Origin of the sequence: Peribacillus phoenicis, from assembly GCF_047238085.1 — a bacterium.
Classification (GTDB): Bacteria; Bacillota; Bacilli; order Bacillales; family DSM-1321; genus Peribacillus.
Genome location: NZ_JBDFMF010000001.1, coordinates 2,601,984 through 2,614,884, shown reverse-complemented (window position 1 = coordinate 2,614,884; position 12,901 = coordinate 2,601,984). Strand labels below are relative to the sequence as shown.

General features: G+C 37.5%; 11 protein-coding genes. 9 read left to right on the top strand and 2 right to left on the bottom strand.

Annotated elements, in window-relative coordinates:
- Positions 1–220: 220 nt before the first annotated feature.
- From ABC374_RS12770 to ABC374_RS12745, 6 genes are all read left to right on the top strand, one after another.
- Positions 221–955, top strand: coding sequence for an IS1595 family transposase (locus tag ABC374_RS12770; protein ID WP_459564381.1), 735 nt, complete (start codon positions 221–223; stop codon positions 953–955).
- 281 nt (positions 956–1,236) lie between these two features.
- Positions 1,237–2,115 carry an AraC family transcriptional regulator gene (locus ABC374_RS12765; protein WP_350298983.1) on the top strand — a complete coding sequence of 293 codons (879 nt, stop codon included), beginning with the start codon at positions 1,237–1,239 and terminating at the stop codon, positions 2,113–2,115.
- 261 nt (positions 2,116–2,376) lie between these two features.
- Positions 2,377–3,825: a sensor histidine kinase gene (locus tag ABC374_RS12760; protein ID WP_413018140.1), complete on the top strand. Its 1,449-nt coding sequence runs from the start codon at positions 2,377–2,379 to the stop codon at positions 3,823–3,825.
- The gene (locus tag ABC374_RS12755; protein WP_101225055.1) at positions 3,822–4,508 is read left to right on the top strand and encodes a response regulator transcription factor; all 687 of its coding nucleotides are present in this window, start codon (positions 3,822–3,824) and stop codon (positions 4,506–4,508) included. Before ABC374_RS12760 ends, ABC374_RS12755 begins: the two co-directional genes overlap by 4 nt.
- 271 nt (positions 4,509–4,779) lie before the next feature.
- Positions 4,780–5,481 carry an ankyrin repeat domain-containing protein gene (locus ABC374_RS12750; protein ID WP_413018137.1) on the top strand — a complete coding sequence of 234 codons (702 nt, stop codon included), beginning with the start codon at positions 4,780–4,782 and terminating at the stop codon, positions 5,479–5,481.
- Positions 5,482–5,558: 77 nt separating this feature from the next.
- Entirely contained in the window at positions 5,559–6,518 is a 960-nt protein-coding gene (locus ABC374_RS12745; protein WP_413018135.1) for a DUF4822 domain-containing protein, read from the top strand.
- 71 nt (positions 6,519–6,589) lie between these two features.
- Here ABC374_RS12745 and ABC374_RS12740 read toward each other — a convergent pair whose 3' ends face one another.
- Together ABC374_RS12740 and ABC374_RS12735 are read right to left on the bottom strand one after the other, a co-directional pair.
- Positions 6,590–8,326, bottom strand: a complete 1,737-nt coding sequence (locus ABC374_RS12740; RefSeq protein WP_413018133.1) for a methyl-accepting chemotaxis protein — start codon at positions 8,324–8,326, stop codon at positions 6,590–6,592.
- 256 nt (positions 8,327–8,582) lie between these two features.
- Positions 8,583–9,500, bottom strand: a complete 918-nt coding sequence (locus ABC374_RS12735) for a DMT family transporter (protein ID WP_413018131.1) — start codon at positions 9,498–9,500, stop codon at positions 8,583–8,585.
- Between the two features lie 381 nt (positions 9,501–9,881).
- On the opposite strand from ABC374_RS12735, the gene ABC374_RS12730 reads away from it, so the two are divergent.
- The 3 genes from ABC374_RS12730 to ABC374_RS12720 are packed head-to-tail and all read left to right on the top strand — an operon-like array spanning position 9,882 to position 12,899.
- Positions 9,882–10,838: a sugar kinase gene (locus tag ABC374_RS12730; protein ID WP_413018129.1), complete on the top strand. Its 957-nt coding sequence runs from the start codon at positions 9,882–9,884 to the stop codon at positions 10,836–10,838.
- A gap of 22 nt (positions 10,839–10,860) precedes the next feature.
- Positions 10,861–11,883: an ureidoglycolate dehydrogenase gene (allD, locus tag ABC374_RS12725; RefSeq protein ID WP_350298977.1), complete on the top strand. Its 1,023-nt coding sequence runs from the start codon at positions 10,861–10,863 to the stop codon at positions 11,881–11,883.
- On the top strand, positions 11,880–12,899 hold the full coding sequence (locus tag ABC374_RS12720; protein ID WP_413018127.1) for a zinc-binding alcohol dehydrogenase family protein: 1,020 nt from the start codon (positions 11,880–11,882) through the stop codon (positions 12,897–12,899). Before allD ends, ABC374_RS12720 begins: the two co-directional genes overlap by 4 nt.
- Positions 12,900–12,901 lie beyond the last annotated feature (2 nt).

Here is a 12,901-nt window from a genome sequence, read left to right as displayed (position 1 = left end):
AACTCTGGGCAAATAGAAACTAATGTGTTGATATTTGAAAAATGAGAACTTACGTTCTGTGATAATTGTATAGATGCTTCAATTTTATGGGGTGGTTTCAATGGCTTGATAGATTCGTACTGATATTGAACGCTTAGACCAATTTGGTAAGGAGCGTGTATTTGCGTGGTTAAAAACTACCATTACACCATTATTTAAATCAAAATCCATATTTCATGAAGTGAATGAACGGAAAGCTAATAAAGGATTTCGCTGCATTTACTGTGGAATGGATGAAATTGTTCGCTTTGGTAAAACTGCACAGGATCGTCAACGTTATAAATGCAAATGTTGTGATAAAACATTTACGGAAACTGCTGATACGCCTCTCTATCATTGTCGAAAATCTGAAAAATGGATTGACTTTTTATCATGCTTGATTGATGGTATGAGCTTGCGTGATAGTGCCAAAGAAATTAGCGTTCATTACGTCACTCTATTCTACTGGAGACATAAAATCCTAACAGCCCTTGCACAAATCAATGCAGAGGAACTAAATGAAATCGTAGAAGTTGACGAAACCTATTTTTTAGAATCACAAAAAGGGGCAATCCCAACACACCGATCTTCTCGAAAACGTGGTGGAAGTGCTAAAAAAAGAGGTCTTTCCACTGAACAAATCTGTGTGCTGATTGCTAGTGATCGAGAGAAAAATACATTCTATAAAGTCATTGGACGTGGAAAACCTACAAAAGATATCTTAGAACTCCATTTAGGTAATCGGCTAGGAACAGATTTTGTTCTTTGTTCCGATGCTCTTAGAGGTTATAAACTACTTGCAAAGAAGCATCATATTCAACAGTATGTGTTCAAAACTGGAGAAACGTGTCAAAGGAATCTACCATATCCAAAATTCAATAGCTATCACTCTAACGATGGCTCAATCGCTTCTATGGTATTTCTACGAAATACCTAGAAGGTCATACATTGTTCAACTATCATCAGCTAAGATTTGAGCTTGCAGTGGATGTGCTAATGAATAATGTCTCTGATACCAATAATGATATTCGTTTAAGACAAGTTGAGTACGTTTAATAGCTATTTGACGACATAGATGACTAATAAAGAATGTTATGAAATGATTGTTTAAGTGACTATAATAATAATGGAAGACAAGTTCCGATAAATTCCGTATAAAAAATATCGAGTGAGTAATAAATTTTAACGATAATATGTATTTGTAAAGGAGGGAAATGAATGTTACAAGAATTCAATAATTTAATGGATTACATCGAAACACATTTAACGGAAGAAATCTCTGGAAAAGATATATCAAATATTGTAGGGCTATCTGATTATCATTTTAAAAGAATGTTTTCGTATATGGCTGGAATGTCATTGAATGAGTATATCAAAAATAGGAGATTATCAGTTGCGAATGTTGAATTAATAAACGGAGCAAAAGTGACAGATATTGCTTATAAATATGGCTATCAATCTATAGAAGGATTTTCAAGAGCCTTTCGTGGATGGAGTGGTTTTTTACCTTCAGAAGTAGCTAAAAACAAAATTCAAAAATCATTTCCCAAATTTTCATTCTTTATAGATATAAGAGGAGGAATATCCATGGAATTCAAAATTGAAAAAAAAGAGAAGTTTAATATAGTAGGTGTATCGAAAAGAGTGCCAATTCAATTCGAAGGTGAAAATAATGCTATCTTAGAACTAGCCCAGTCAATTACCGAACAACAAAGAAAAGAAATGCATCAATTAGCTGATTTATATCCTCATCAAGTCTTGAATGTATCTTATGATTTTGATGATGGTTTCTTGGAAGAAAAAGGCTACTTAACTCATATGATTGGTTTTGCAACTACAAAAGAAAATCCATTCGATGATTTAGAGCAAATTTCTATTGAAGAAAGTTTATGGGCAATTTTCCCTAATCAAGGACCATTTCCTGCTACGCTTCAAGAAACTACCGCAAAAATTTATTCTGAATGGTTGCCTTCTTCAGATTATGAAGTAGCAGATATACCTGGAATTTCTTTTACAAAGCACAATGGTACATCGGAAAATGTATATAGCGAAATTTGGATGCCAGTAAAGAAAAAAGTTAGCGATAAACTTGGATGATTATGATATTTACAGAAGTGTTATTCCGTAAAAACTTCATTAACCAGATTAGACCAGTCAGTAGATATTGACAGGTCTTTTTGAATTTGATGAAAAATCAGGATTTTTTCTGTGTATTTTAGAAAATTTTAAGATTTGTGTGATATGTTTCTTTAAATACTAAGAAAAGTTATCGTGGGAAACATTTTTTTATGCAAGAACAGTAGATAAACAACTTTTCTATAAAAGAGTAAACGAAAGATCGATACGGGGTGAAAATATTTGTCAATTAAAATGAGGTTTCTGTTGTCCTACGTTGGCGTAATTCTTATTTCCATCACTTTGTTTTTAGCAGCTGGATTTTTACTTATTTTTGCGATAACAGGTGATGTAAAAGCGATAGAGCATTTATACAAAAAATCTTATCTCCAAAAACCTTTGACTGCAGTAGAGGAAAGTGTGTTCCTCGATTTAAAGCTTTTGGCCAAAAGTAACCCTGAGCAGCTTCTAAACGAAGAACAGCTGAAGAAGATTGAACATGGAGATATAAAGATTGTCGTTAGAAAAGGTAAAAACATTGAGTATGCGTCTCAAACACTAGATAAGCTAGGCTTGTTACAATCACTTCCCAAGTTCGAAGAAACGAACATCAATACGCGGGACACAATCAAAATGAAAGACGCTTTTTTCACTTATGTGAAGTTTGATTATTATTTTTCGGATAAAAGTGAAGGAAGCATTTTTGTATTGAGAAAGGCAAGTTCATATGCCGAGCTGACTCGAGAGCTCTTTCCCATTTTATTCGCTCTATTGTTATTACTGTTTGTAATGATTATTGGACTATTAAATTATTTAGTTTCACGTAGCATCATCAAACCGATCTCAATTCTTAAAGTAGGCGCAGAGCGGATAAAATCAGGAGATTTAAACTTTGAAATCAAAGCGACTTCGAATGATGAAATCGGACAATTGAATAGAGCGTTTGAGGAAATGAGAAAAAAGTTAAAAGAGTCCGTAAACATTCAGCTTCAGTATGAGGAAAATCGCAAAGAGCTTCTCTCTAATATTTCCCATGATTTGAAGACACCGATCACTTCGATTATGGGATATGTTGAGGGGATTAAAGACGGAGTAGCAAACACCCCACAGAAAATGGACAAGTATTTATCGACTGTATACCTAAAAGCAAGAGATATGGATTCATTGATAGATGAATTATTTTTATTTTCCAAGTTGGATTTGAAAAAAGAACCATTTACTTTTGAAACGGTCAGATTAGATAAGTATTTAAAAGACTACGTAGAAGAACTTCAACTGGATTTACTTCAACTAGGAATCCAGATTGAACTTCATCAGGTGAATAAACCGATATACGTGACAGCGGATAGAGAGAAACTGAAACGCGTATTGGCCAACCTGATCAGCAATTGTGTAAAGTATATGAATAAAGATGAAAAACACATTTCCATTTCTCTGCATGAAGGACTATATGATGTTGTTGTACAAGTAACGGATAATGGCTATGGAATAGAATCTTCTGCTCTGCCTTATATATTTAACCGCTTTTATCGTGCTGAGGAATCTAGAAATTCCCGGACAGGTGGAAGTGGTTTAGGACTTGCGATTGCAAAAAAAATTATCGGCGAGCATGGTGGAGATATTTGGGCTACTAGCGAGATAGGAAAAGGTACAAGTGTCTTTTTTTCCATAAAGAAAGGTGAGGAAATGTGAAAAAGATATTACTTATTGAAGACGAAGTCAGTATTGCTGAATTGCAAAGGGACTATTTGGAAATTAATGATTTTAGTGTCGATATTCAACATACTGGTGATGCAGGTCTCCAACAGGCCCTTCAAGGAAATTATCATTTAATCATTTTGGATATCATGCTTCCAGGGTTGAATGGATTTGAGATATGCAAACAAATACGTGCTGTCAAGAATATCCCGATTTTGCTTGTATCCGCCAAAAAGGAAGATATCGATAAAATCCGGGGGCTTGGTCTAGGGGCAGATGATTATATTACAAAGCCATTTAGTCCAAGTGAACTAGTTGCAAGAGTGAAAGCGCATATAGCGCGGTATGAACGTTTATCAGGAAGTCACCCCAAATCTAACTCAATCTATGTTCATGGAATTTCAATAGATAAGTCAGCACGCAGAGTTCACATAAACGGAGAAGTGGTCCCGTTTACAACAAAGGAATTCGATACTTTAGTGTTTTTTGTCATGCATCCGAATCAAGTATTAAGCAAAGAGCAGCTTTATGAAAATATTTGGGGATTGGAATCGGCTGCAGATGTTTCGACTGTCACCGTCCATATCAGGAAGCTACGTGAAAAAATCGAAAGAAATCCTGCACATCCCAAATTTTTGGAAACCGTTTGGGGAGCAGGGTATCGCTTTAATGTTTAAATAGCATGTTAATGACCCGTCACGAAGGTGGCGGTTTTTTTTATAAACATTAAGAAATTTTATTAATAAGTTAATCATTTTTTAAGAAATTGTTTAGAGGGAGTTTAAGGTTAAGCATTAACATTATGAAGACGGAATAAGTAAGCAACTAAAAATAAAAGGGAGAAAAAAACATCATGGAACCTAAAGAACATGTCGATTTGCTACATAAGAAAGACGGGAAATCCTTTTGCAGCTGTGAAGTACATACAGGGAAAGGATGGTGTGTTTCATGTGGAGACGGCTAAAGATTGTCATCGGAAGCCTTTTCATCCTTCAAGGCTGTGTCTTGACTTATGAAGTAGTGCTAAATAAACAAGAAAAGGAGACAGGAAAGGGAATGAATGAACAATTGATTCAAGCTGTAGAACGTAAAGAAACGGAAAGAATAAGAAGCTTGATTGAGCAAGGTGCAGATATAAATGCACAGGACTCAGAAGGGCGAACCGCCACTATGATTGCGACTTATAACAATGATGTAGAGACGGCAAAAATCCTTATTGAAGCGGGTGCAGACGTCAACATACAGGATGACATGAAAAATAGCCCCTTCTTGTATGCCGGTGCTGAAGGTTATATAGAAATACTTAAAGTTGCGATTGAAGCGGGTGCAGACCCCACTATAACCAACCGTTATGGAGGAACGGCTTTAATCCCTGCTTCTGAACATGGTTATGTAGAGGTTATTAAAGAACTTCTTACTAAAACTGATATTGAAGTGAATCATGTGAATGATCTCGGTTGGACCGCTTTGCTAGAAGCTATCATTTTGAATGATGGTGATGGAAAACAGCAGCAAACAGTGCAATTGCTAATAGATTATGGGGCAGATGTCAACATCCCCGATAATAGTAGTATGACCCCTTTACAACATGCCCGCGAGAAAGGGTTTAAGGAAATCGAACAAATTTTACTTACGGCAGGAGCAAAATAACCAGATCGCTATACTTTCAATTTGTAATATCAATTGCACTACAAAAAAAACACAATATGATGAGGAGACGTAAAGAAATGAATAAAAAAGCAAAAATTTCATCAGCTTTACTACTTGGGTTAACATTGGCCATAACAGGATGTAACACAAACGCACAAGACAATAATAGTGCTCAAAAGCAGGAACAAACTGCAAAACAGAGTAAACAAGAAAATAAGTTAACCGCAGGAGAGGAAATGACTAAAATTCTTACTAGCACGAATTGGCAAGGAACAAAAGTTTATGATAAGAATAATAATGACTTAACAAAGGAGAATGCTAACTTTATTGGTCTCGCGAAATATGACGATGAAACATCGAGATATGAATTTTTTGATAAAAATACAAAAGAAAGTCGTGGTGATAAGGGAACTTTCTTTATTACCAATGGGAAGATGCGAGTGTTAATTTCAGAATCGATGGGTTACCAAGCCGTTGTTGAAATAACTGAACTGAATAAGGATATGTTTACTTATAAAAGAATGGGCAAAGATGCAGATGGGAACGACGTAGAAGTGTTTGTCGATCATATTCCTTATACTAAAACAGAACTTTCCTTTACTGATCCAGACAAAAATTTGGAAACTTACACAGGAGATGTAGTTACAGACGTTGATGGAGACAAAATTTTATCAAGCACCACATGGAAAGGTACAGTGGCATTGGATGAAAAGGGAAATGATGTATCAAGCTATAACTCGAATTATTTAGGTCTGGCAAAATATGATGATAAAACAAATAAGTATGAATTTTTTGATGCTAAAACCGGTGAAAGCCGTGGTGATTACGGTTATTACGATGTTGTACATGGAAATAAGATTAGAGCCCATGTTTCACAAGGGGAAAATAAGTATGGTGCAGTTCTTGAACTTACGGAGCTTAATGAAAATAAATTCACTTATAAACGAATCGGTAAAGATAAAGAAGGCAAAGATATAACGATAACAGTTGAACATATACCTTATGAAGGTGATTTGAAGCTAAAATCAACTAAGTAAATAAAAAAGGGATTTTGCATTAATAGCAAAATCCCTTTCTTGATATAGTAATAGAATGTAGTTCAAGCTTATTACGCGTTAAACTGTTCAACAGATGTTTCCAGGTCATTAGCGAGCTTTACCATCGAAGACGTTGAGAAGGAGATGTCCTCCATGGATTTCGCTTGTTGATCGGTTGATTGGGCCACTTGCTTTGAAGCCACTGCCGTTTCCCTTGTTAACCCTGCAAAATCTTCTATCGAAGCATTGATTTCTTGAGAACTTGCTGCCATTTGCTCTGTAATGGCGGATATTTCTTGAATCTGATCACTAACATGCTCAAAAGATTTTATGGTCTGTTTAAATGTTTCTCTTGTATTCAGGACAAATTTTGTCCCTTCCTCCACCTCTTTAGTTCCAGTTTCCATCATTTTCACTGATTCATTTATGATGGATTTAAAATGAAGTAGGGACTCTTGTATATTGATCGCAGATTCCTTCGTACCCACTGCCAATTTCCGTACCTCGTTCGATACCACTGCAAAACCTTTACCCTGTTCACCGGCTCTAGCAGCTTCAATGGCCGCATTTAATGACAGCAGGTTTGTTTGCTCGGCAATTCCCGTAATTAAATGTACAATATTCACAATCTCATTTGCTTGTTCGTCCAATTTCTTAATTTCTGAACTTGTTTGCAGCATAACATCTTTTACTTGCAGAATTTGATTTGAGAGTTCATTTATATCTTTATTTCCAATGGACATTCTAGCTGAAACATGATTTGTCTGTTCGCTGACTTCTGAAGAAGCTTCGGCAATTTTTTGTATTCCTATGGTCATTTCCTCGATGACCCTCGATGATTCTTCACTTCTGTGCAATTGTACTTCCGCAGCTCCTGCAACTTGCTGAATGCCTTTAACGATATATTGTGTGGAAGTATCCATTTCTTTGATTTTGTGTTCGATATCACTTGATGACTCCAATAGCTGGAATGACGAGCTTTTCATGGAGTTGACGATCATAGTTGTATTGGTGATCATTTCTTCAAAGGATTTCACTAAAACCTTGATTTCGTCGTTCCCCTTAACCCTTGTGTTGCTAATCAGTTTATTGGCTGTTAATAAATTTCCATTTGAAATTTCCTTTGCAGCCATGCTGACCTTGAGAAGGGGGCTTAACTTTCTAGTCAAGAACCATATTAATGCACCCACTACGATTGCCATTAAAATTACATTGATTATTATCATCAGGGGAAGGATGCCACCCAGTACTTTGCTGGCCGTAGCATCGACTTTACTGGCATCAATATCCACCCCTAGTATTCCAATGACTTCGTCCCCTTTCTTTATGGGGACAAAAACGGATAAATAGTCACCATATTCAGAATCCTGAACGATGGAAGTGGTAGAAACCTTTCCCCTCATGACGCTTTCTACATCCTGATATGAAGTTGCGGTTGTGGGGGTTAAAATGGGAGATGCTTTTTTATCTTCCTTCCCCATTCCATCTATAAGAATATGTACTTTTTCGCTGCTTTCATCAATCCCCAATGTATATACATATAATGCTCCAGTTTTTTGTTTATAATCGTCTAACTGTTCGCGTATCTCCCAATATGTAGAGGTTTCGGATTGATTACTTAAAAAATCGGCATAAGATGTTGGATTTATTCCTTGGGCGATGTTGCTTGCGATGTCTAAGCTGCTCATAGCGATTGTTTTCTCAACCGTATCATTTGTACTCTTATACATCAATAGTAAACTTCCAATTAATGTAATTACCATGCCTGTTAAAAGAACAAAACCTATTTTCGTACTGAGTTTATTCATCTTTGTTTATTCCTTCCCCGTGTTATATATTAACCATGTTTTATATATCGGTAATAATTGAATATATTTAATGAGACTTTAAAAGCTTCGGGTGGAGTTTTTTAAACTTTTATGTTAAAGCAGAATCTAAAGGAGTATGAAGGAATTGGAGAGGGGGGGAATAATAAGACCCTGTGACAGTGCTAAGCCATTTTTTAAAGATGGTAGTGTCATAGGGCCTTTATTTTTTAAAGAAAGTCAGGTTTTGCTGTAGCCGTTATGAAGATATGCGTTTATTTTTCCGTTGAAGAATCCATATTTCTATTGCACCGGAGCCAAGCAATACTCCTGAAACAATGAAGATAAGTCCAATGAAATGTGCAGGAACAATGGCTTCATTAAGGAAAAATGCTGCACCTAACAAAGAGAATAAGGTGTTTAAGTTAAGAAATATCGATGATTCGGCTGCGCCTACCTTACCAATGGCATAATTATAGCTCATGTGCCCGAGGGCAGTGGCAAAAATCGCTGAGAACAAGAAAGCCCCCCAGATGGATGGCGGTGCCGTTGCCAATGAAGATAAGCCCTCTGGTTCCTTCCATAAGCTGATGGCAAAAAGAATAAATGACCCGATCAGCATCATGTAGCCGGTTAGTAATCGTGGATCCATGGTTTTTGAGGCTTTATTAATGAGTATGAAACTCAATGCCTGTGAAAGAATGGAAAGTAAAATATCCACATCTCCCAGATTAATAGAATGAAGTCCTCCACTTCCTGCCATAACGGTAAAACTCACGCCCAGAGCACCGCATATAAAGCCAAGAAGCCGGATTAAAGTGGGCTTTTTACGAAAGAATATCATGGTCAAGATGACAGTCAATATTGGCCCCATGCCCAAAATCAGTCCAGCATTCGAAGCGGAAGTCTTCGTCAATCCCTCAGCTAAAAAATAATGATGAAAAACGACACTCAAAAGTGCTCCTCCAAAAACGTAAAAAAGTTCACTTTTTTTAGGAAGACGTATTAATCCAAAGAAGAAAAGGATAAGGATGACGACAAGAGAAGCAGTGAAAATTCTCAATGAAGTGATTGTTACGGGCTGCGTATGCGCAACTAAAATTTTAATAACTGAGACATTTAACCCCCAAGTTATCATTATTCCGGTAAGTAAGATGTATATTTTCAAAAAACTCATTCCAAACAACCTTTCAAACTTATTTAACAATTGATATATTATACAACTTTCTCCAAATTAATAGCAAAGAGTAAAATTTGATTGAAAAGCCCTTGGATGAAAAATGAGAAACTATTAATCATAAAAAAAGAGGGAAGAAATAATTCCTTCTGATTTCCCTTAATATTGTAAATTTAGCTGGAATATAATATAAAAATAGCAAATAAAAATAAAATTACAAATTATCAAACTTTTCTATTGTTTTTGGTAGGGTTTTCATTTACAATTTCCTTATGATTTACCAAACCGGTTTAGTAATTAACTAAATCGATTTAGCAAAAAGTGATATGATCAAATGTTTTTCTTTTTATTTGTGATTGTTCGAAAGAAGGAGGTACTGTATTGTCATCAAAATATGGTGTTTTAACGCTGGGCGACGCCATGATTACGCTAAATCCGGAAGAAACAGGACCTTTAAGATTCGTAACCCGTTTTGAGCGAAAAGTAGGAGGCGCTGAACTGAATTTTGCAATTGGCTGTGCAAGGCTAGGCATGCGGGCAAAATGGATAAGCCGTTTAGGCAAGGACGAGTTCGGCAGAGTTATCTATAATTTCGCTCGTGGGGAAGGCGTGGACATGAGTGATGTTGCCTATGTAGATGGATATCCAACATCCCTTAACTTTAAAGAAATCAGGGAGGATGGTTCCGGAAAGACATTTTATTACCGCTATCAATCACCCATTTTAACTTTAAAACCGGAAGATATAACTGAAAAGATGTTTGAAGAGATTGATATAGTCCACCTTACTGGAGTATTTTTGGCTATAGATCCCAAAAATGTGGATATTGCCATGAGGGTAATGGACATTGCGAAACAAAAAAATATACCTGTTTCTTTTGATCCGAATATCCGCTTAAAGCTATGGTCCATCGGGGAAGCAAGATCAGTTTATTATAATATTTTTCCATATGTTGATATTTTGCTTACAGGTTTAGATGAAATAAGATTGATCATCGGAACTGACTCTAAAGAATCATTGGCGGAATTCGCAAAGGTGAATGATATTGATCAGCTTGTCATCAAGGACGGTAAACATGGTTCAAAACTTTATACCAAAAATGAATGGCATGAAAAAGACGCCTTCCCAGTTATACCTGTAGATACTGTTGGTGCGGGAGATGGTTATGATGCCGGTTATATTTACGGATATCTACATGGCTTATCAATTGAAGAAAGAATGACATTCGCAAATGGTGTAGGAGCTCTTGTCACAACTGTTGCAGGGGACAATGAAGGATTACCATATTTGGATGAAGTAATGCCATTCATACAGAAAGAGGCCGTTATAGAAAGATGACTGAAAGAAATGAGGGAAGGAAATGGCAACAGTTACGATTCAAGCCGAGGAAGCAAAAAGATTAGTCATACAACAGCTGACAAACGTGGGTTTAAATGAAGAAAATGCCGGGAAAATCGCGGAAGTATTGGTTCATGCCGATCTCAGAAATGTCAATTCTCATGGTGTTTTGCGAACAGAGCATTATGTGAACCGTTTACAGGCAGGAGGCATAAATCCCGATGCACAGATTTCCTTTCAAAAGACAGGGCCCGTTACCGGTGTGGTTGATGGAGATGATGGTTTTGGGCATGTGATCAGCGACGTGGCCATGGACCATGCAATCGAAATGGCCAGAGATAATGGCGTGGGCATGGTGACTGTTTTTAATAGCAGCCATTGCGGAGCACTAAGCTATTTCGTTCAAAAAGCTGCCGATGCAAAGTTGATTGGCATCGCGATGTCACATACTGATAAAATCGTGGTCCCGTTCGGAGGAAAAACATCATTTCTTGGTACCAACCCAATCGCTTACGGAGTTCCTGCCAAAACGAAGAAACCCTTTATTCTTGATATGGCAACATCCAATGTTGCACTGGGGAAAATCCTCCAGGCACGTGAAGAGGGAAAGGAAATCCCTGAAGGATGGGGAGTGGATGAAAATGGAGCTACGGTCACAGACCCGAATAAAGTCGTTTCCCTTTCCACTTTCGGAGGCCCGAAAGGCTATGGTCTATCCGTAATTGTAGATGTGTTTTCTGGATTATTGGCCGGTGCTGCATTTGGCCCGCACATTGGGAAAATGTATGACGATCTTGATAAGAAACGGAAGCTGGGACATTATTTTTGCGTAATTAATCCTTCGTTCTTTACTGATACTGATATATTTCTAGAGCAAATGGATCGAATGATCGAAGAGCTGCAACAGGTTGAACCTGCTTCAGGGTTCGATCGCGTTTATGTACCGGGTGAGATTGAACAAATCAATGAAGAAAAAAACCTGAAACAAGGTATTACGATAGCATCAAGTGTTTACGAATTTCTTACAAAGCAGGTGGGGAAATGAAAGCGGTTCAAGTACGTAAAGCTCATGAACTTATCATTCAAGAAGTGGAAAAACCCCAGATTTCGAACTCGACGGATGTCCTTGTAAAAGTAAAAAGCGTCGGGATTTGCGGATCGGATATGCATATTTACCATGGTACCAATCCCCTTGCAACTTTGCCTCGGGTCGTTGGGCATGAAGTAGCGGGAGAAGTTGTGGAGATAGGTCTAGGCGTTTCGGGCATAAAAGTTGGTGATCACGTTGTGATTGAGCCCATCAGTTATTGCGGGGAGTGTTACGCCTGCCGCAAAGGTCGCCAAAATGTTTGTGAAAAACTTTCCGTTTTTGGTGTGCATGAAGATGGTGGGTTGAGGGAATGGTTCGTCCTTCCCGAGAAACAATTACATGTTGTGGATTCCGCTTTAGCCTGGGAAGAAATAGTTTTGGCTGAGCCATACACAATTGGCGCACAGGCCGTTTGGAGAGGCGAAGTGGAGGAAGGGGAAACCGTGCTTATCCAGGGAGCTGGGCCTATTGGAATTTGCATATTAAAGATGGCAAAGCTTCAAGGGGCCTCAGTGATGATAACGGATTTAAGTGATGAACGTTTGGAATTCGCTAAAGAAAGCGGCGCTGATATCACTGTCCATGCGGGAAAGGAAGATGTTCAAAAACGAGTGGAAGAATGGACGAATGGAGAAGGTGCCAACGTCGTCATTGATGCAGTATGCTTGCCGATGACATTTGAATTGTCCTTCGATGTCGTGTCAACGGCGGGGCGGATTGTCGTACTCGGTTTTGATGAACGTCCTTCAGCGGTTTCCCAGCTGCCGATCACTAAAAAGGAAGTATCAGTGAAAGGATCTAGATTGCAAACGAACCAGTTTCCAAAAGTGGTTAAACTTTTGAATGAAGGCAAACTCAGACATGAAGGTTTAGTCACCCATACATTTTCGCTCGATGATATCCAGGAAGCATTTAATTTTGTTGAAAATCATCCCGAACAAGTTCGAAAAGCGATCATCGTTTTTAATTAAGG

Bases quoted from the DNA above. Each gene is read 5' to 3' on its own strand.
- ABC374_RS12750 (WP_413018137.1), top strand. From the start codon at position 4,780: ATGTGGAGACGGCTAAAGATTGTCATCGGAAGCCTTTTCATCCTTCAA.
- ABC374_RS12745 (WP_413018135.1), top strand. From the start codon at position 5,559: ATGAATAAAAAAGCAAAAATTTCATCAGCTTTACTACTTGGGTTAACA.
- ABC374_RS12720 (WP_413018127.1), top strand. From the start codon at position 11,880: ATGAAAGCGGTTCAAGTACGTAAAGCTCATGAACTTATCATTCAAGAA.
- ABC374_RS12765 (WP_350298983.1), top strand. From the start codon at position 1,237: ATGTTACAAGAATTCAATAATTTAATGGATTACATCGAAACACATTTA.
- ABC374_RS12740 (WP_413018133.1), bottom strand. From the start codon at position 8,326: ATGAATAAACTCAGTACGAAAATAGGTTTTGTTCTTTTAACAGGCATG.
- allD (WP_350298977.1), top strand. From the start codon at position 10,861: ATGGCAACAGTTACGATTCAAGCCGAGGAAGCAAAAAGATTAGTCATA.
- ABC374_RS12735 (WP_413018131.1), bottom strand. From the start codon at position 9,500: ATGAGTTTTTTGAAAATATACATCTTACTTACCGGAATAATGATAACT.